Source organism: Sphingobium sp. ba1 (assembly GCF_000743655.1).
Classification (GTDB): Bacteria; Pseudomonadota; Alphaproteobacteria; order Sphingomonadales; family Sphingomonadaceae; genus Sphingobium.
In genome coordinates, this window is record NZ_JPPQ01000069.1 from 1111988 (window position 1) to 1131939 (window position 19952).

The window sequence follows — 19952 nt, forward strand, 5'->3', positions numbered from 1 at the left end:
GATCCGTTCGAAAAGTTCGAAAGTTTCGCGCATCACAATAATGCGATGCTGCGGGAGTTTCTGGACCGTTTCGGATTCGATTATGAATTCGTGTCCGCCACCGACCGGTATCAGGCGGGGGCGTTCGACGATGCGCTCAAAAATGTCCTGCGCCATTATCAGGCCATCATGGATATCATGCTGCCGACCCTGCGCAAGGAACGGCAGGCGACCTATTCGCCGGTACTGCCGATCAGCCCCAAAAGCGGCATCGTCCTGCAAGTGCCGGTCGAGGTGATCGACGCCGACGCTGGCCTCATCCGTTTCGAGGATGAGGGCGAGATGATCGAGCAATCGATCCTGTCCGGGGCAGCCAAGCTGCAATGGAAGGTCGACTGGGCGATGCGCTGGGTCGCGCTGGGCGTCGATTATGAGATGGCGGGCAAGGATCTGATCGACTCGGTGACGCAATCGTCCAAAATCTGTCGCGCGCTGGGCGCACGGCCGCCCGAAGGCTTCAATTACGAGATGTTCCTCGACGAAAAGGGCGAGAAAATCTCCAAGTCGAAGGGCAATGGCCTCAGCCTCGAACAATGGCTGACCTATGGCCCGCAGGAAAGCCTGGCTTTCTATGCTTATCGCGAGCCGAAGAAGGCGAAGCAACTGCACATGGGCGTCATCCCGCGCGCGGTCGATGAATATTGGCAGTTTCGCGGCAATTATGCTAACCAGGCGATCGAGCAGCAGCTCGGCAACCCGGTCCATCATGTGCATGATGGCAAGCTGCCGGACGGCACGCTGCCGGTAACGTTCGGCCTGTTGCTGAACCTTGTCGGCGTGATGGGGGATGCCAGCCGCGATCAGGTCTGGGCCTATCTCAAAAATTACGTCGCTGATGCCAATGCGGAAACCTACCCGGAATTGGACGCGCTGATCGGCCATGCTCTGGCCTATCATCGCGATTTCGTGGCCCCCACGCTGCAACGTCGCGCGCCCGACGAGCATGAGGCGGCGGCTCTGCGCAGGCTGGATGCGGAACTTGCCGCGCTGCCGGAAGGCGCATCGGCCGAGGATATCCAGAATATCGTCTATGCCATCGGCAAGGACGAGGCGTTCGGTTTCGCTGAACTGCGCGACTGGTTCAAAGCGCTCTACCAGACGCTGCTCGGCGCGGATCAGGGGCCGCGCATGGGCAGCTTTATCGCGCTTTACGGCATCGCCAACAGCCGCGCTCTGATTGCGGAAGCGCTGGCGGCATAAAGGCAGCGCCTCGCGCTGGAACATTTGCCCGGACGGGCCGTTTGCGGGTCAGTCCACCCCCCTTTCGGACTGATGGCGCGCCCCGCGTGCCATCGGCCGCGCCTGCCCGGCAACGGGCAGCGCGGCCAAGGGATGAGACCAGAGAAACGGCCCCAACGCTCGTGCGTTGGGGCCGTTCTCCTGTCAGCGGACTCTTACCAGAAGAAGCCGCGATGCACCTGGATCACGCGACCATTGCGCACATTCACCAGCATCACGTCGTTATAATGCCGGACCCAGCGCTGGTTCATGCCCGGACGGGGCAGGCGATAGCGATAGGGGTCGCTGATATAATAGCGCGAGTTGTAATAGGCCGGGCGAAGCTGCGCGCCTGCATTCCACTGATTGTAGCGGAAGGGCGCCCGCCAGTTGCCGGCGCGATAGACGCTGCGATGGCTGCGGCGATAATCGCGCCAGTCTTCGCGTACTTCGCGGCGCGCCTCGCGCACGTCGCGTCGTTCATCGCGCACGTCGCGGCGGTCGCCATAGCGCTGCGCCTGGCGCAGATCGCGCTGTTCTTCGCGCAACTCGCGCTGGCTTTGGCGGACTTCGCGGGCGGACTGCGCCGATGCAACGCTCGGCGCAACCGTTGCGGCCAATAGGCCCAGGATGATCAGTTTACGCATATCTCGTCTCCATATTGTCTGGCGGCTCAACCGAAAGGAAAAGGTCCGGCTCCGCTGCCAACACACAGAGATATGCCGCTCCGCGGCTGAACGATGCGCGAATGCGTCTGTCAGTTTTCAGTCATTTATGTCGCAAATTGTATCGGGCTTCAGTGGCCCCAGCGATGCTCGCGAAACCATTTGGTCACGACATATTTGGTGCCAGCTTCCACGGGACGCGCGGCGTGCAGGCTCATGGCGTTGGGCGCGCCTGTGCGGTCCATATTATCCCAGGCCAGCAACATGCCCTCAACCGGCGGCACCATGAATTCGCAATGCGGGAAGTGGGTTTCACCGCCCGCTTCCACGGCTGACAGATAGATCATGGCGGTCCAGCTACGTTGTCCGCCGCTCTTGCGCATCCGCTGCCAATAATCCGCGGTGACCGGAAAATAGTCGCAATGAACCTTATATTCCTGCCCTGCCGCATAACGCTGGCCTTGCAAGGTTTCGCCATGGTCGGCGGGAAGGCCGGTCAAGGCGCAGATCCGATCGCTGACCGTTCGGACCAAGTCGTCAAAGGGGTCGAGGTTGCAGCTATGGCTGGTGCGATAGTCCGCATTCGCGCTGCCCGAAAACAATGTCGATGGCTGTGCGCCCGCGTCGATGATCGCCCGCAGACCCGAACATTCCGCGCTGCTCAGAAAGCCGTGGCGTCCAAAGATGTCGATCCGGTCGCTGTCGATGCGGCTGACCATCGGGTTTCGTTCCAGCCGAGCGCGCACGTCCGCACCGATCTGCGCGCGCGCAGGGGAGGCAATGCCGCCATCGTCCATTATGTCCGTCATTGGCGCTTCCTGACACAGACCGCAGGCGCATGAAAAGACCCCGAAGCGTTGCCGCTCCGGGGTCAGGGATTCCTGAAGGCCAGTTCAGGAAGTTTCGTCACGTCACCAGAAGAACCCGTGGATCACATCGACGACATAGCCGTCGCGCACATCCACCAGCATGGCGTCGTCATAATAGCGGACCCAGCGCAGCGTGCCGTAGGCAGGCGGCAGGCGATAGGCATAGGGATCGTTCAGCCAATAATTATTGGCATAGAGCAGACTGGACAGGGTGATCCCGACCGAAAAGCGGCGATAGCCATAGTCCCATCCGCGCGGGGCATAATAGCGGCCCATGCGGAACTGGTTGCCATTGCGACTGCGATAGCTGTTCCAGTCATAGCGCCGATCCTGCCGCCAGCCATTATCCCAGCGCCGCTGGTTGCTCCAGCGCGCGCGATCGTCATAGCGGCGGCCATTGTTCCAATTATTGTTGCCGACGCCCGCTACCCAGCCACGGTTATTGTTCCACCGCTGGTCGTCGCGCCGATCGTCCCTGCGGTCGTCGCGCCGATCCTGTCGATCATCACGGCGATCGTCGCGTCGATCATTACGCCAGTCCTGCCGTCCATCCCGGCGGTCTGCGCGGACATCCCGGCGATCGTCCCGCCGCTCTTCGCGCCGGTCCTGCCATCCGTCGCGTTGGCCAGGCGTGGTCACGACCTGGCTTGGCAGGTTGCGATCAGGCGTGGCGCGCACGCGCGGGTCGGCACGGCGCTGATCCCGCATGTCGGGGCGATAGGGTGCCATCCCGGCGGCGGGCCTTGGTGCCTGGGCCGGACGCTGTATCTGTGGCTGCCCTTGCGGGCTTACGTTCCCGCGCTGCTGCCAGCGATAGGACTGGTCGCCTTGCGGTCGAACCATGCGATTGCCCCGCTGTTCGCCCGCGCCACGATCAGGCCGTTGCATCCGCTCGCTGCGATTGCCACGGTCGCGCGGCTCACTTTGTGCATAGGCAGGCGTGATGCCGCTCAGCAATGTCGCGCTCATCAACCCCGCCAGCATCATCTTCCTGAACATGGTTCGGACTTTCTTCATGTGGGCACACAATGCGCCCTGATGTTCTACGACTATGCCATTCGGCGTGTCGCAAGTCTGAACCCATTCGTCAGCCATTTGAAAGCATTGGACGATGATGAACATGGACTATGGTTCATCTTGTGATCTTGATAAATATCGCTTGCCCGATGTTCGATATGTGCTGTGCAAGCATAAAAGCTGATCCAGATCAGTGCAGCGGTCACGAACTCGCTATAGGACTGCGCCGTGAAAAAATCCCCCCATGTTGGCGCAATCCGCCTGGCCTTGCGCGACGCAACGACAGACAATCATCGACAGGTCGATGCGTTGTTTGCTGATCATGCGATGGATTCGCCCGACAGCTATCGCCGCTTTCTGACGGCCCATGCCCGCGCTCTGGGTGCGCTGGAGCCGGTTGCACGGCCGTCGGTGCCCCGCCTGCCGCTGTTGGCATCCGACATCGCGGCACTGGGACAGGTCATGCCCGCACCCCTGCCACTGGAGGATCGTGCCGGCGAGGGCTATCGCTGGGGGCTGCTCTACGCGCTCGAAGGCTCGCGGCTTGGCGGTGCGATGCTGGCGCGCAAGGTCGCACCTGATCTGCCCACCGCCTATCTCTCAGCGGTCCATGGCAAGGGCGAATGGCTTGCCTTCCAGCACGCGCTCGATAGCGCCGGTGCGGAAGGCGGCGAAGGCTGGCTGGACGATGCCGTGCAGGGTGCCCAGGCGGCCTTCGCCCTCTTCTCGCAAGCGGGCACGGCAGAGCGAGCGGCTGCCCATGGCTGATGCCGACGCTGCGACCGACTTCGCCGTCGATCTTACCAATTGCGATCGCGAGCCGATCCATGTGCTTGGTACCATCCAGCCGTTCGGTTTTCTGATAGCGCTGACTGCCGACTGGCTGGTGTCGCGCGTATCAGCCAATAGTGCCGCCTTCATCGGCCACGAACCCGAAGCCTTGCTGGGGCGGCCGATCAGCGCGGTCTTTTCCGCCGATGCGATCCATATGCTGCGCAACCGCATCACCCTGCTGCGCGGTCCCGATTCGGTCGAGCGCATCTTCTCTCTGGCGCTGATGGACGGCGGCCCGGCGTTCGACATCGCCGTGCATTTTTCCGGGCAGTTGGTCGTGATCGAGGGCGAGCCCGCCTCACATGATGAGATGGAAGCGAGCAGCATCGTCCGCTCGATGGTCTCCCGGCTGGCGCAGGTGGAGGGCATGGCCCCGTTCCTGCGTGACGGCGCGCGGCAAGTGCGGGCACTGACCGGCTTCGACCGGGTCATGGTCTATCGCTTTGCGGAGGGCGGCGATGGCGAGGTGGTCGCCGAAGCGCTGCGCTCTGGTGTCGACAGTTTCTATGGCCTCCATTATCCCGCATCGGACATCCCGGTGCAGGCCCGCGCCCTCTATCTGCGCAATATCTTCCGCGTGATCGCCGATGTGAAGGCCGTGCCGGTTCCGGTGGTGCCTGCGCTCGATCCCACCGGAGCGGCGCTCGACATGTCGCTGTGCCTCACCCGCGCCGTGTCGCCGATCCATATCGAATATCTCGGCAATATGGGGGTGGGGGCATCGCTCTCCATCTCGATCATCGTCGAAGGCAAATTATGGGGGCTGTTTGCCTGCCACCATTATGCGCCCCGCCTGCCGACTTTCGCGCAGCGCAGCGCGGCCGAACTGTTCGGCCAGATCTTCTCGATGATGCTCGAAAGCCGCGAGCGCGCCGAAACCGCCACCTATGAGGGCAGGGCGCGGCAGGTGGCCGACCGGTTGATGGCGGCCGTCGCGCAGGATCATGACCTGCTGTCCAATGCCCGCTGGCTTGGCGACATCATTTTCGACACGATTCCGGCCGATGGCGTGGGCATCTATATCGACGGGCAGATGACCTTTTCCGGCCTGACGCCCGATCCTGCGGCCTTCTCGGCCATCGTCACGATGCTCAATCGCGTGGCGACCAGCCAAATCTATACGACCGACACTCTTTCTGCGGTGCTGCCGGGTGCGGCCGATTATGCCGACCGCGCAGCCGGACTGCTGGCGATCCCGCTGTCGCGTCGTCCGCGCGATTATGTCGTGCTGTTCCGGGCCGAACAATTGCGCTCGGTGCGCTGGGCCGGGCAGCAGGACAAGCATATCGAATATGGCCCCAACGGCCCACGCCTGACCCCGCGCAAGAGCTTCGAAAGCTGGTCGCAACTGGTCAAGGGCGTAGCGCTACCCTTTGCCCCCGCCGAATTGCGTGTGGCAGAAGCGCTGCGCACGGCCCTGCTCGAAGTCGTTCTGCGCCTGTCCGATTCGGCCGATCAGGAACGGCAGCGCGCGAACGAGAAGCAGGAATTGCTGATCGCCGAACTCAATCACCGCGTCCGCAACATCCTTTCGCTGATCCGTGGCCTGTTGTCGCAGACGCGCGATAGTGCGGCGACGGTCGAGGAATTTATCGGTACGCTCGAAAGCCGCGTCCATGCGCTGGCGCGGGCACATGACCAAATCACAGCCGACCGCTGGAGCCCTGCGCGCCTATACGACCTGATAGAGGTGGAAGCGGGTGCCTATCTGGGCGAGCGCCGCGACCGGGTGCAATTGTCCGGTCCCAATGTGCTGCTGACGCCCGGCTGTTTCACCGTCATGGCGCTGGTCATCCATGAAATGCTGACCAATGCCGCCAAATATGGGGCGCTGTCGGACAGCGGCGTCGTGACGATCGACTGGCGCGTGGACGAGGATGGCAGCCTGCTGCTGGACTGGACCGAAAGCGGTGGCCCCGCCGTGGTCGCGCCGACGCGCCGGGGTTTCGGCTCGACCGTCATCGAACGCTCGATCCCCTATGATCTGGAGGGACATGCCGAAATCAACTACCGGCTGGCCGGGATCGAAGCGCATTTCTGCATTCCCTCGCGGCATATCGTCTCGGTCCTGCCCGAAGCCGTGTCGCGGGATCGGGCCAAGCCGGTGCCAGCCGCGACGCCCTGCCTGTTGCGCGGCCGCAACGTCTTGCTGGTGGAGGATAATATGATCATCGCCATGGATGGCGAGGATGCGCTGCGCGATCTGGGGGCCGAAGTGTCGACGGTCGCCAGCGTCGGTCGCGCCCAGGAAGCGATCATGGTCCAGTCGATCGACCTGGCGGTGTTGGACTTCAATCTCGGCCACGAAACCAGCCTGCCGGTGGCGGACCTGCTGACACAGAAGGGCATCCCCTTCCTCTTTGCCACCGGCTATGGCGACGGACTGGAATTGCCCGAACGGTTCGCGCATATCGTGCTGGTCAAGAAACCCTATTCGGGCACGACGCTCGCTCAGGCCTTGGGACCGATGATCGCGCCGTCCGACTAAGCAGTCAGGGTTTTCCGAGCGCTGGCACCGTCTTCGAAGCATTTTCCGGGGTGATGCCGGGCGGCGGCGCGGCGGCAACCCGTTCTTCCCCGCGCATGATCCGTCCCGCCCTTTTGATCGCGCCACGCAACCGGGGATAGATGCCGCATCGGCAGATATTGGTGATCGCGGCGTCGATATCCTCATCGCTGGGGTCATTGCTCCGGCGGAGCAGGACCGACGCCGCCATGATCATGCCGGGAATGCAATAGCCGCATTGTGAGACATTGTCGGCGGCGAACGCCTGTTGCAGTGGATGACCGCGATCGGGCGACAGTGCCTCGATCGTCGTGACGAACCGCCCTTCGGTCTTGCCGATCGTGACCTGGCAGGACCGGACCGCTTCGCCGTCGATATCCACGGTGCAGGCGCCGCAGTCGCCGGTGCCGCAGCCATATTTGGTGCCGGTCAGGTTCGACGCATCGCGCAATGCCCAAAGCAGCGGCGTTTCCGGGTCCATGCGATATTGCACGGGCCGGTCATTGACGGTGAAGCGGGTCATGCCGCGTTTTCTTCCTCCGCCTCGGCCTTGTGATAGAGGACTTCGTTGCGGATATGGATGGTGCGAGCGGCCAGCCGGATTTCCTGAATGAAGGTGCCGAATGCCGCTGCCTGCAACAGCATCGCCAGAATGAACAGGATGGCAATCGCCGTGCCGAGATGGGCATCGACCAGTTCGGAGGCGAACAACAGGATCACGACCAGGCAGATGGCGCAACCCGACGCCACGCACAGGAAAATCGCGCCGTTGACCACGCTCATCCGCCGGTCGAGTACACGAATTTCGCCGACCAACCGGTCATGTTCCTCGCCACGCGACACCATCACGGCCTTTTCGACGACCCGCGCCCGATCAATGACGCGCGCCAGACGCGCGGCGCAAACGTTGAGGAATGCGCCGATCCCGGCGAGCAGAAACACAGGTGCCACGGCCAGCTGGATCGTCTGGGCGACCTGCGAAACCTGGGGCAGGGAAATAAAGCCGCTCATCACGCTCCTGTTCGCCTGATGATCAGGCTGCGCCCTTAGCGGGCGTGTTGATACCCATCGACTGGAGATATTTCTTCACGTTGCGCGCGGCCTGCCGCAACCGCTGCTCATTCTCCACCAGGGCGATGCGGACATAGCCTTCGCCATCCTCGCCATAGCCTACCCCCGGCGCGACGGCGACCTTGGCATGGGTGAGCAATTGCTTGGAAAATTCGAGGCTCCCCATCTCTTTGAGCGCAGGCGGCAGCGGTGCCCAGGCGAACATGGAGGCGGGCGGGGCAGGGATGTCCCATCCGGCGCGGCCGAAACTTTCCACCAGCACGTCGCGGCGCTTGTGATAAAGCTCGCGGTTCTTCGCGACGATATCCTGCGGCCCGTTAAGGGCGGCGCAGGCAGCCGCCTGGATCGGCGTGAACGCGCCATAATCGAGATAGGATTTCACCCGGCTCATCGCCGCGATCAACTGTTTGTTGCCGACCGCAAAGCCGATCCGCCAGCCCGCCATGGAATAGGTTTTGCTGAGCGAGGTGAACTCGACTGCGATGTCCTTCGCGCCCGGCACCTGCAGGATCGAGGGCGTCGGTTTGCCGTCATAATAAAGTTCGGAATAGGCAAGGTCGGACAAGATCCAGACCTTATTCTCCTTCGCCCAGGCAACGAGCCGCTCGTAAAAGGCCAGGTCCACCGTCTCGGCGGTCGGGTTCGACGGATAATTGACGACCAGGATCGACGGGCGCGGCACGGTGAAGGCCATCGCCCGGTCGAGCGAGCGGAAGTAATTTTCGTCCGGCGTCGTCGGCACCGACCGGATCGTGGCCCCCGCCAGAATGAAGCCGAACATATGGATCGGATAGCTGGGGTTGGGGGCCAGCACGACATCGCCCGGTGCGGTGATCGCGGTGGCGAGGCTCGCCAGCCCTTCCTTCGACCCCATGGTCACGACGACCTCGGTTTCCGGGTCGACATCGACGCCGAAGCGGCGACCATAATAATTGGCCTGCGCCTTGCGAAGGCCGGGAATACCCTTGGACTGGGAATAGCCATGGGCGTCGGGCTTGCGCACAACCTCGATCAGCTTGTCGATGACATGCGGCGGCGGCGGCAGGTCGGGATTGCCCATGCCAAGGTCGATAATATCCTCGCCCGCCGCGCGTGCCGCTGCCCGCATCGCATTGACTTCGGCGATGACATAAGGCGGCAGGCGCTTCATGCGGTAGAATTCTTCGGACATTATAGGGGCTTTCCTGAAAGCTCTCGGTAGGGAATAGTGCGGCGCACGCCGTTGTCGCGTCACAATCTGGCTATAACCGGCCAGCCTGCGCCACGCCAGAAAAAGCGGCGCGACGAAATGATGCCAGGAAGAGGAGAGTGGCCATGGAAAAAGCTGATGTCATGGAGCCGCATCTGCCGACGCTGGACCAGATGCAGCAATGGACGCATGCGATCGGTCGCGCCCAGCAATTGATGCTGGAACAGGCGGCGGGCGCGTCGGGCATGACGCTGCCGTTCGATCCGCAAACCGTGGCGCGCATTCAATCGAGCTTTGCCGACGAAGGGCTGGCGATGTGGCAGCGATTCATCGATTCGGGCGGCATGTGGCGGGACGAACCAGCCCCCGTTCCGGCCGACAGCCCCGCCGCGCGCAAGGATCGCCGCTTCGCCGACCCGGCCTGGACCCAAAACCCCTTCTACGACATCATCCGCCAAAGCTATCTGCTGGTGTCGGACTATATGACCCAATTGGCCGATGCGGTGGATGGCGTGGACCCCAAGCAGAAGGCCAAGCTGCGCTTTGCCACCGGTGGCATGCTCGATGCGCTGTCGCCCTCCAACTTCCCGCTGACCAATCCGGCGGTGGTCCAGAAGACGATCGAAAGCGGCGGCGAGAATCTGGTCAAGGGCTTGCAGCATATGCTGGCCGACATGGAAAAGGGGCAACTGACCCATACCGACGGTACCCAGTTCGAACTGGGCCGCAATATCGCCGCGACGCCGGGCAAGGTCATCCATGAAACCCCGCTCTACCAATTGATCCATTATGCGCCATCGACGGACACGGTGCTGGAAACCCCGCTGATCATTTTCCCGCCGTGGATCAACCGTTTCTATATTCTCGACCTGTCCCCACAAAAAAGCTTCGTCAAATGGGCCGTGGATCAGGGGATCAGCGTCTTCCTGGTATCGTGGAAATCCGCCGATGCCTCGATGAAGGATCTGACCTGGGGCGATTATATCCTGCGCGGCCAAGTCGATGCGATCGACACGGTGCGCGACCTGCTCAAGGTCAAGAGCGTCCATACGATCGGCTATTGCGTGGCGGGGACCACGTTGGCGGCGACGCTGGCGCTGCTGACGGCAAGGGGCGAGGCGGAGAAGGTGGCGAGCGCGACCTTCTTCACCGCCCAGGTCGATTTCAGCAAGGCAGGCGACCTGACCCTGTTCGTGGACGATGAACAGATGAAGCTGGTGGACAAATTGTCGACCGGCGGCTTCCTCGACGGGCGCTACATGGCGCTGACCTTCAACCTGCTGCGCGGGCGCGACCTGATCTGGAACTATGTCGTCAACAACTATCTGTTGGGGCAGGATTATCCGCCGTTCGACCTGCTCTACTGGAATGGCGACACCACCAACCTGCCCGCACGCTGGCATCGCGACTATCTGACCCAGTTGTATCGCGACAATTTGTTGGTGACCCCCGGCGCAATCAGTGTCGATGGCACGCCGATCGACCTCAAGACGGTGCAGACGCCTGCTTATGTTCAGGCTGGCAAGGAAGATCATATCGCGCCGCTGGAAAGCGTCTGGAAGCTGACCGAGAATCTGTCCGGTCCGATCCGCTTCGTGCTGGCGGGATCGGGGCATATCGCGGGCGTCATCAATCCGCCCGCCGCCCATAAATATCAATATTGGGTCTGCGACGAAGCCCAGCCGACGCTCGACGCCTTCGTCGCGCAGGCCAAGGAAACCAAGGGAAGCTGGTGGCCGGACTGGCGCGGCTGGCTCGAAACGATCGATTCGCGCACCGTCGCGGTCAAGGGCGCGCGCCAGCCAGGCAAGGGGCGGCTCAAGGCGATCGAAGATGCGCCAGGGCGCTATGTGAAAGGCGAATAAGCAAACCCTCCTCCATGCTGCGGCGAGCCGTTCGCGACATGCGACAGGCCGCAGATGGCACTTTTGTTGCACTGCACAATAAATCTTGCAATTTCTTATTCGCGGGCTTATTGTGCAGTGCAACAAACGGAGGATGGTCATGGCTGTTACCCCAAAGACCGGACGCAATGCCCAGCCCGGTAAAAGCGACTCGGCGACATTATCGGCAAGCGAAGCATTGAAAGCGGCTGAGGCGGCGATCGAGCCAGCGCCGGCCGTTCGGAAACCTGCCCCGCGCAAGGCGGCATCGAGCGTTCCGGCGATGGACGCCAATCCATCGGCTAAATCGGTCCCCGCAATGGACGCCAATCCGTCCGCGAAGTCCGTGCCTGCGATGGATGCCAATCCGTCCGCCAAATCCGTGCCTGCGATGGATGCCAATCCATCCGCCAAATCGGTGAAGGCAACAGACGCCAGTCCCGCGGCGATCGTCGCTGCAACGACGGCCGTCGATGCCATGCCCGAACCCGATACGGAAGCGGCCGCTGAGGCGGCCCCCGACGCTGAGACACCAAAGAGCCTCGACGAAAAGGCCAAGACGACCGCAACCCTGCCGCTGCCGGCAACAGAAGGAACGAAGATCATGAACGACGTGATGGAAACCGGAAAGAAGTTCGCCGAGGACACCAAGGCCAAGCTCGAAACCGCCTATGCCGACATGAATGAGAAGGCGAAGGCCAGCGTCGAGAAGTCGACCAAGGCGATCGAAGAAATGAGCGACATCGCCAAGGGCAATGTCGAAGCCATGGTCGAATCGGGCAAGATCGCTGCCAAGGCGATGGAAACGATGAGCCAGGAAGCCGTCGACTACAGCCGCAAGAATTTCGAGAAGGCGACCGCCGCCCTCAAGAGCTTCGCGACCGTCAAGACGCCGACCGAATTCTTCCAGCTCCAGAGCCAGATGTTCTCCAGCAGCTTCGACGAATTCACCAAGGAAGCCGCGAAGAACAGCGAAGCGATGATGAAGGTTGCTGGCGACATCGCCCAGCCGCTGACCGCGCGCGTGACGCTCGTCACCGACAAGGTGAAGTCGCTGGCCGCTTAAGCGCCCGCGCTTTCCTGCCTGTAGTTGAAAGGGCGCTCTTCCCCGATGGGAAGGGCGCCCTTTCGCGTTAACGCTGAAATCCGGTTTGCTGCACCGTCCTGCCCCATCGGCCCCTTGCCATGGCCGGACAAATCGCCATATTCTTGGTCATCATGAACAGCATCACCTCAGCCTATGCCGACCCAGCGAAGATGGCGGGTCAGGACCAGGACGACCAAGGCGAAGGCCCTGGCGGCCCCAGCGTCGGCATCGCGACCCGCACCCGTACGCGCACCAAAAAACCTTCGCTTTATAAGGTGTTGATGCTCAACGACGATTATACCCCGATGGAATTCGTCGTCCATGTGCTCCAGCATTTCTTTCGTATGGACATGGAGCAGGCAACCCGTGTCATGCTGCACGTCCATCAGCGCGGCGTCGGCGTATGCGGCATTTTCAGCTACGAAGTTGCAGAGACCAAGGTTAACCAGGTGATGGACTTCGCCCGGCAGAACCAGCATCCGTTGCAATGCACGCTGGAGAAGGCCTGACCATTCGGGTGCATGGCTAAAAGCGCATAGCGCTTTTATTGATCGGTAAAATCGATCATCGAGCGCGGTATATACTGTTTTGTCGAAATGCCATTCGGGCCTATTCTCCCCTCATCCAAGATGAGGAGAATGATGATGGCCGACAAGCCGACCATGACCACCAGCGCGGGTGCGCCGATCGCCGACAATCAAAATAGCCTGTCTGCAGGGCCGCGCGGCCCCTTGCTGCTGCAGGACTATCAACTGATCGAGAAGCTGGCCCACCAGAATCGCGAACGGGTGCCGGAGCGAGTCGTGCATGCCAAGGGTTGGGGCGCGCATGGCGTGCTGACGATCACCGGCGACATCTCCCGATATACCAAGGCCAAGGTGCTACAACCCGGCGCGCAGACGCCGATGATCCTGCGCTGCTCCACCGTGGCGGGCGAAGCGGGCGCCGCCGATGCTGAACGCGACGTGCGCGGCTTTGCGCTGAAATTCTATACGCCCGAAGGCAATTGGGATCTGGTCGGTAACAATACGCCGGTCTTCTTCGTGCGCGATCCGCTCAAATTCCCCGACTTCATCCACACGCAAAAGCGTCATCCCCGCACCAATTTGCGGTCACCCACTGCGATGTGGGATTTCTGGTCTTTGTCGCCCGAATCGCTGCACCAGGTCACAATCCTGATGTCCGACCGTGGCCTGCCCACCGACATACGGCACATTAACGGCTATGGCAGCCACACCTTTGCGCTGATCAACGATGCGGGCGAGCGCTTCTGGGTGAAATTCCATTTCAAGACGATGCAGGGTCACCGGCACTGGACCAATGAGGAAGCGGCCCAAGTCGTCGGCCGCACCCGCGAATCCACGCAGGAGGATCTGTTCGAGGCGATCGAGACCGGCAATTTCCCCAAATGGAAGATGCAGGTCCAGATCATGCCGGAAGCGGACGCCGACAAGACGTCCTACAACCCGTTCGACCTGACGAAGGTTTGGCCCCATGCGGACTATCCGCCGATCGACATCGGCGTGATGGAGTTGAACCGCAACCCGGACAATTATTTCGCGGAAATCGAACAGGCGGCGTTCAGCCCGTCCAACATCGTGCCGGGTATCGGCTTTTCGCCTGACAAGATGCTCCAGGCCCGTATCTTCGCCTATGCCGACGCCCATCGCCATCGCATCGGCACCCATTATGAAGCGTTGCCGATCAATGCGCCGCACTGTCCGGTGAACCATTATCACAAGGATGGGGCGATGCGTTTCTTCCCCAACAATCCCAATCCGGCGGCCTATTATGAGCCGAACAGCTTTGGCGGGCCGGTCGAGGATCATCGCTTCGACGAGCCGCCGCTCAAAATTGCGGGCGACGCGGATCGGTGGAACCACCGCGAGGGCAATGATGATTTCGTCCAGCCTCGCGCGCTGTTCAACTTTTTCGACGAAGGGCAAAAGGCCCGCCTGTTCGCCAATATAGCTGCGGCTATGGGCGACATCCCCGACTTCATCGAAGAGCGCCAGTGCAAGCTTTTCGATCAGGTCCATCCCGACTATGGCGCAGGCGTGCGATCGGCGCGTGCGGCGATTAAGGACCGCAACCCGTCCATCTCCGCTCCCACCGATCAGACCCTGGCCGACGCATCCGCCTGACAGCCGGTTTGATAGCGCCCATCCAGTCTTCCCCCCGGTGTTCGCGCACCGGGGGCTTTCTTTGACTTTTGTTGGACAAAACGAGCCGTGAGCAAATTTTAACGATATCGCTCTATCTCAGGTTGGAACATGCAACGTTCCACTTCTCGACTATCCCGCGCTTTGCTTTCGCTGGTTCTGACCGGCAGCCTTTACTTTGTCGCGGCGACTTTTGCTTTGCTATTGTCGCGCTTCGAGGGCGGTCTGGCGTTCATTTGGGGCGCGAACGCCTATGTGATGGCGAAGCTGCTGACCACGCGAGTCCGGCGCTGGGCCCCAATCATTCTGGCCTGCGCCATAGCGAGCGCCCTTTCTACCAGCCTGTTCGGCATGGGGCCGCTGGCGGCGATACCGATGGCCGTCATCAACATGGCCGAAGCGCTGATCGTGGCGCTGATCTGCCGTCATTTCCTGTCGGATCGGCCGACGATCGGCGCTACCCGGCCGTTGATGATCTTCATCCTGGCTTTGTGCGCGGTAGCCGATGTGATCACGGGCATCCCGGCGGCGGCGGTGGCGTCGTTGTTGACGCCGGTGTCGTTCGGCGCGTCGTGGGTCCAATGGTATACGGGCCATGCGCTGGGCGGGCTGATCTGCGCGCCGATATTGGTGATGCTGATGCAAGGCGAGTTGCGCCGCTGGCGGCGGGACAAGTCGAGGGCGGAAAAGATCGAGGCCGTCCTCATCCTGGCGCTGTTCACCCTGATCATCGTGCATATCTTTTACTGGGCGCGGTATCCGATGCTGTTCGCGCCGCTCCTGCCGCTCGTCCTGATCGCCTTTCGCGTCGGGCATATGGGTGCCGCGGCCTCGATCGTGATCCTGGCGCTGATCGGTGGCACCGCGACGCTGTCGGGCGGGGGGCCGTTGACGATCGTGTCCGCCGATATGGGCGCGCGCGTACAGGCGTTCCAATTCTATCTGGCGCTCAGTTTCCTGCTGTCGATGCCGGTCGCCGCCGAATTGAACGGACGCCGGCGCTTGTTCCAACTGTTGCGGGAAAGCGAAGCGCGCTATCGGGCGATCGCCGAACATAGCGGCGACGTGGTGCTAAACATCGGCGTCACCGGCATAATCGACTATGCTTCGCCCTCGGCCTTCGAACAGGTCGGTTGCGCCCCGGAATTGCTGATCGGCCAATCCGCCGCCGATCTGGTCGATCCGCAGGATCGGCCACAGGTGATCGCCGCCCATCGTCGCGCCTTGATGCGCCCTGGATCGATCCACACGGTCGAATTCCGGCCGCTCCTGTCGATCGGCGCCATGGAATGGTGCGAAATGGTCACGCGCGCGGTAGTCGACGAACGGGGGCAGCCCAGCGGCGTCATCAGCACGATCCGCGACATGTCCCGCCACAAGGCGCGGCAGCGCGCGCTGCAACAGGTCGCAGCCCGCGATTCGCTGACGGGGGCGGATAGCCGCCGCGCCTTCCTCGAAAAGCTGGAAGCAGAGATATTGCGGACCCGGCATGGCGTCCGGTCCAGCCTGCTGCTGATCGACATCGACCATTTCAAGGCGGTCAACGACGTTCATGGTCATGGTGTCGGCGACGAAGTGCTGACCGCCTTTGTCGATCGGTTGACGCCGGGGCTTTCTGCCCAAGACAGTATAGGCCGGTTGGGCGGCGAGGAGTTCGCGATATTGCTGCCGGACAGCGATATCGATCGGGCGAGCCTGCTCTGCGAACGCCTGCGCGCGCTATTGCGCGATCCGATCCCGGTGTCCTGTGGCAAACATATCGGCATCACCTTCAGCGCAGGTCTGGTCGAACTGGATGACACGTCCACGCGATCGGCGATGCTCGAAGCGGCGGATAAGGCACTCTACCGCGCAAAACATAGCGGCCGGAACTGCCTGCGCCTCGCCGCCTGAACCGCCCGGCGAGCTTTCACAAAAAATGTCGATGTAATGTTGTAACCTACGCTGGCTTGGCCTATGTGGTGTCCATGTCCTCGACCCTTCGCCAATCCCTGTTGACCGGTCGCGTTGATCGCATTGCGATGGCGCTATCGGGGCTCTGCGTCGCGCATTGCTTCGTCACTGCCGTCGTGCTGGGCGTATTGGCCAGCGCCGGGGGCATTTTCGAAAGCCCGCTGTTCCATGAGGTCGGCCTGGTGCTGGCGATCCTGCTGGGCGCGATCGCGCTCGGCCATGGCGCGATGGTCCACCGGTTCATGATGCCCGCCGCGATCGGTTCGCTCGGCCTTGGCGTCATGGCGGGCGCGATGACGATGGATCATGGCTGGCAGGAAAGCATCTATACGCTGATCGGCGTTGCCATCCTCGCGCTCGGTCACGACCTCAATCACCGCGCCGGGCGCTAGGCTCGGCCATCGTCGCTCGTCAGAGCGGCTTATGGCTGTTGCGATGCTCGCCCTTCACCCATCGCACCGTTCCGGTGCTGGCGCGCATCACGACGCTTTCGGTGGTCAGCTTGCCGCCGGGCAGGCGCTTCACCCCGTCGAGCAGTGATCCGTCGGTGACGCCGGTGGCGGCGAAGATGCAATCGCCCTTGGCCAATTCCTTCAGGTCATAAATCTTGTCGAGGTCGGTGATGCCCCATTTGCGCGCGCGCTGCTTCTCATCCTCGTTACGGAACAGCAGCCGACCCTTGAACTGACCCCCGACGCAGCGCAGCGCCGCGCAGGCCAGCACGCCTTCAGGTGCGCCACCTGACCCCATATAGAGGTCGATCGTCGTTTCCGGGTCGGTGGTGGCGATCACGCCTGCCACGTCGCCATCGGGGATCAGCATGATGCCGCACCCAATGGCGCGCAACTCCGCAATCAGTCGCTCGTGGCGCGGCCGATCAAGGACGCACACGATGATGTCGCTCGGCTCCACACCCTTGGCGGCGGCCACGGCTTCGACATTCTCCTTGGCCGACCGGTTGAGGTCGATGACGCCATCGGGATAGCCGGGGCCGACCGCCAGCTTGTCCATATAGACGTCGGGCGCATTGAGCAGTCCACCTTCCTCGGAAATGGCGAGGACAGCCAGCGCATTGGGTCCGGCCTTGGCAGTGATGGTGGTGCCTTCCAGCGGATCGAGCGCGATGTCGATTCGCGGACCTGTGCCGATCGCATTGCCGACCTTCTCGCCGATATAGAGCATCGGCGCTTCGTCGCGTTCGCCCTCACCGATGACGACGGTGCCGTCCATATAGAGGTCATTGAAGGCCAAGCGCATGGCTTCGACGGCGGCGGCATCGGCGGCCTTCTCGTCGCCCCGGCCGATCAGTTTCGACGCGGCGATCGCGGCCGCTTCGGTGACGCGGACCATTTCCAGCACCAATACCCGATCAAGGGGCGAACTTGCCTGTACCATCGTCATTCCTCTGCCTTTTCTTATTGGGGCAGGCGATAGGCGGTCCCCCCAACCTTGTCGAGCAGCATGGCCATGATGCCGCCATGATCGCTTGCTCTTGTGCGCGCATGGTTCGCCGGGCCCTCTTTGCAATCGTCCTTCTAGCAAGCCACCCCGGCACAGCGCTGGCGCGCGACACCGAATCGCTGATGGCGGCCTATCGCACCAAGACGCAGGTGATCCGGCGATGCGACCGTAGCGGGGACGCCATCGTCGTCTGCGGGGAGAGCCAGGCGGAGCGTAATGCGCGCGAACGGCTCCCGCTCCCGCGAGAGGAGGCAGACAGCAACGCACCGATGCGTGGTGACACGCCCCGCGCCTCGGCAGCGCCGGTCAAGCAAGGCAGTTGTGGCGTATCGGGCGGGCAGGGGGCGGGCTGCGTGGGTGGCCTGTCCGTCTTGAAGGCGGCCGACATGATCGGCAAAAGCATCACCGCGATCGTCGATCCCGATGCTGACCTCGCCCCACCGCCCCCACTGCCCGATCGCTTCAAGGGCACGGGGCAACGGTGAGCGGCACTCAGTCGAGAATATGCATCACCATCGGCGTGCCGAGCAGGCTGTCCGACCCGGCGAGCCGTTCGAGCGTGTCGCGGATGCAGCGTTCCTCGCCCGCATGGGTGACGATAGCGACCAGCACGCCGTCTTCCTGATGCGCGCCGCGCTGGATCATGCTTTCGATCGACACGCCCGCATCGCGCGTGGCGGCGGCGATTTCCGCCAGCACGCCGGGACGATCCTGCACCATGAAGCGCAGATAGGTGCGGCCGATGCGGGCACCGGCGTCGGCCGTATTCTGCGGCGTCAGGGCGGCGACTGGCATGGCGAAGGCATCGCCATATTCGTCGCGGGCCACGTCGATCAGGTCGGCTACCACCGCCGACGCGGTCGGACCATCGCCCGCGCCACGTCCCTGGAAGAAGAGGCGGCCGACGAAATTCCCCTCGGCCACGACCGCGTTCAGCGACCCGTCCACATGCGCGAGCGGGTGGTCGAGCGGCACCAGCATCGGGTGCACCCGCTGGAACAGTCCATCCGCGCCATTCTGCGCCATGCCGACCAGACGGATGCGAAAGCCCAGCGCGGCGGCCTCGGCAATGTCGGCGGCGATGACGTCGCGGATGCCAGTGGTGGCGACCGCGTCGAAATCCAGCTCCGTGCCGAACGCCAAGCTCGCAAGGATGGTCAGCTTGTGCGCCGCATCCACGCCATCGATGTCGAAGCTGGGATCGGCCTCGGCATAGCCCAGTTCCTGCGCCTCTTTCAGAACCTCGTCGAAGCCGCGACCTTCCTTCTCCATCGTCGTCAGAATGTAATTGCAGGTGCCGTTGAGGATGCCATAGACACGGGCGATCTCGTTGGCGGCGGCCCCTTCGCGCATCCCCTTGATGACCGGGATGCCGCCCGCGACCGCCGCTTCATATTTCAGCGCAATGCCGCCCTTTTCGGCAAGGCGGGCGAGGTCCAGCCCATGATGCGCCAGCATCGCCTTGTTCGCGGTGACGAACGGCTTGCCCGCAGTCAGGCACTGGCGCGCCAGCGTCAGCGCCGGGCCGTCCGACCCGCCAATCAGTTCCACCACCACATCGACATCGTCGCGGGTGGCGAGGCTGTTCATATCGTCCACCCATTCATAGGGCGACAGATCGACGCCGCGATCCTTGTTCCGGTCGCGCGCGGAAATGGCGACGATCTGGATCGGACAGCCCGCACGCCGGGCAATCAGGTCGCCATTGGTGTTGAGCAGCCGAATGACCCCGCCGCCCACCGTACCGAGACCGACGAGCGCGACGCGCAACGGGGCATGGCGGTGCAGATTGGTCATGGTGGCGTCACTTTCTTGGCGAAGATGATGAAAGCCGGGCTGATAGCCGCCCGCGCCCGACGGTCCAAGCAAAAGCTGCCCTCCTCGATCACGGCGCTATGCGCGTCCGTCCGCATGGTCCCAGCGCTTCGATCACCAGGCGATAGTCGGCGCGCGCTGCCTCTGCGTCAGCCACGGCCAATGTGCGGACCGCGCGGGCGG

General features: G+C 62.6%; 18 protein-coding genes. 10 read left to right on the forward strand and 8 right to left on the reverse strand.

Annotation, left to right across the window (positions count from 1 at the left end; genetic code table 11):
• Positions 1-1239, forward strand: a 1239-nt coding sequence (locus IL54_RS08440; RefSeq protein ID WP_037478149.1) for a lysine--tRNA ligase, incomplete at its 5' end; no start/stop codon positions are given.
• Between the two features lie 194 nt (positions 1240-1433).
• On the opposite strand, the gene IL54_RS08445 is transcribed toward IL54_RS08440, so the two are convergent.
• The 3 genes from IL54_RS08445 to IL54_RS08455 all read right to left on the reverse strand — a co-directional run bounded on the left by IL54_RS08445 (position 1434) and on the right by IL54_RS08455 (position 3808).
• On the reverse strand, positions 1434-1904 hold the full coding sequence (locus IL54_RS08445; protein WP_037474758.1) for an RcnB family protein: 471 nt from the start codon (positions 1902-1904) through the stop codon (positions 1434-1436).
• Between the two features lie 149 nt (positions 1905-2053).
• A complete protein-coding gene (locus IL54_RS08450; protein ID WP_037474761.1) occupies positions 2054-2731 on the reverse strand; it encodes a prolyl hydroxylase family protein in 678 nt (225 codons plus the stop codon).
• Between the two features lie 102 nt (positions 2732-2833).
• A complete protein-coding gene (locus IL54_RS08455; RefSeq protein ID WP_237748824.1) occupies positions 2834-3808 on the reverse strand; it encodes an RcnB family protein in 975 nt (324 codons plus the stop codon).
• 228 nt (positions 3809-4036) lie between these two features.
• On the opposite strand from IL54_RS08455, the gene IL54_RS08460 reads away from it, so the two are divergent.
• Both IL54_RS08460 and IL54_RS08465 read left to right on the forward strand, forming a co-directional pair.
• Positions 4037-4576: a biliverdin-producing heme oxygenase gene (locus IL54_RS08460; RefSeq protein WP_052027609.1), complete on the forward strand. Its 540-nt coding sequence runs from the start codon at positions 4037-4039 to the stop codon at positions 4574-4576.
• Positions 4569-7130: an HWE histidine kinase domain-containing protein gene (locus IL54_RS08465; RefSeq protein ID WP_037474764.1), complete on the forward strand. Its 2562-nt coding sequence runs from the start codon at positions 4569-4571 to the stop codon at positions 7128-7130. The genes IL54_RS08460 and IL54_RS08465 overlap by 8 nt, the downstream gene beginning before the upstream one ends.
• Positions 7131-7134: 4 nt before the next feature.
• On the opposite strand, the gene IL54_RS08470 is transcribed toward IL54_RS08465, so the two are convergent.
• The 3 genes from IL54_RS08470 to IL54_RS08480 are packed head-to-tail and all read right to left on the reverse strand — an operon-like array spanning position 7135 to position 9390.
• Complete coding sequence (locus IL54_RS08470; protein ID WP_037474766.1) at positions 7135-7671, reverse strand: (2Fe-2S)-binding protein; 537 nt, start codon at positions 7669-7671, stop codon at positions 7135-7137.
• Positions 7668-8159 carry a DUF2721 domain-containing protein gene (locus tag IL54_RS08475; RefSeq protein ID WP_037474768.1) on the reverse strand — a complete coding sequence of 164 codons (492 nt, stop codon included), beginning with the start codon at positions 8157-8159 and terminating at the stop codon, positions 7668-7670. The genes IL54_RS08470 and IL54_RS08475 overlap by 4 nt, the downstream gene beginning before the upstream one ends.
• 22 nt (positions 8160-8181) lie before the next feature.
• Positions 8182-9390: an LL-diaminopimelate aminotransferase gene (locus tag IL54_RS08480; protein ID WP_037474771.1), complete on the reverse strand. Its 1209-nt coding sequence runs from the start codon at positions 9388-9390 to the stop codon at positions 8182-8184.
• Between the two features lie 143 nt (positions 9391-9533).
• Here IL54_RS08480 and IL54_RS08485 point away from each other — a divergent pair, with 143 nt between their 5' ends.
• From IL54_RS08485 to IL54_RS08510, 6 genes are all read left to right on the forward strand, one after another.
• Positions 9534-11273: a PHA/PHB synthase family protein gene (locus tag IL54_RS08485; RefSeq protein WP_037474773.1), complete on the forward strand. Its 1740-nt coding sequence runs from the start codon at positions 9534-9536 to the stop codon at positions 11271-11273.
• 139 nt (positions 11274-11412) lie between these two features.
• Positions 11413-12357, forward strand: a complete 945-nt coding sequence (locus IL54_RS08490; RefSeq protein WP_037478157.1) for a phasin family protein — start codon at positions 11413-11415, stop codon at positions 12355-12357.
• A 119-nt stretch (positions 12358-12476) separates the two neighbouring features.
• The gene (gene clpS, locus IL54_RS08495; protein ID WP_037474776.1) at positions 12477-12887 is read left to right on the forward strand and encodes an ATP-dependent Clp protease adapter ClpS; all 411 of its coding nucleotides are present in this window, start codon (positions 12477-12479) and stop codon (positions 12885-12887) included.
• Positions 12888-13022: 135 nt separating this feature from the next.
• Positions 13023-14522 (forward strand): catalase, encoded by a 1500-nt coding sequence (locus IL54_RS08500; RefSeq protein WP_037478158.1) that lies wholly within the window; start codon positions 13023-13025, stop codon positions 14520-14522.
• 129 nt (positions 14523-14651) lie between these two features.
• The gene (locus tag IL54_RS08505) at positions 14652-16433 is read left to right on the forward strand and encodes a sensor domain-containing diguanylate cyclase (RefSeq protein ID WP_037474777.1); all 1782 of its coding nucleotides are present in this window, start codon (positions 14652-14654) and stop codon (positions 16431-16433) included.
• Between the two features lie 74 nt (positions 16434-16507).
• Positions 16508-16885: a MerC domain-containing protein gene (locus IL54_RS08510; protein ID WP_037478159.1), complete on the forward strand. Its 378-nt coding sequence runs from the start codon at positions 16508-16510 to the stop codon at positions 16883-16885.
• Positions 16886-16904: 19 nt separating this feature from the next.
• Here the strand turns inward: IL54_RS08510 and glpX are convergent, their stop codons facing one another.
• Positions 16905-17888 carry a class II fructose-bisphosphatase gene (gene glpX / locus IL54_RS08515; protein WP_037478160.1) on the reverse strand — a complete coding sequence of 328 codons (984 nt, stop codon included), beginning with the start codon at positions 17886-17888 and terminating at the stop codon, positions 16905-16907.
• A 107-nt stretch (positions 17889-17995) separates the two neighbouring features.
• On the opposite strand from glpX, the gene IL54_RS08520 reads away from it, so the two are divergent.
• On the forward strand, positions 17996-18439 hold the full coding sequence (locus IL54_RS08520) for a hypothetical protein (protein WP_037478163.1): 444 nt from the start codon (positions 17996-17998) through the stop codon (positions 18437-18439).
• Between the two features lie 7 nt (positions 18440-18446).
• Here the strand turns inward: IL54_RS08520 and IL54_RS08525 are convergent, their stop codons facing one another.
• Positions 18447-19751 (reverse strand): homoserine dehydrogenase, encoded by a 1305-nt coding sequence (locus tag IL54_RS08525; RefSeq protein WP_037474780.1) that lies wholly within the window; start codon positions 19749-19751, stop codon positions 18447-18449.
• Between the last annotated feature and the right edge of the window lie 201 nt (positions 19752-19952).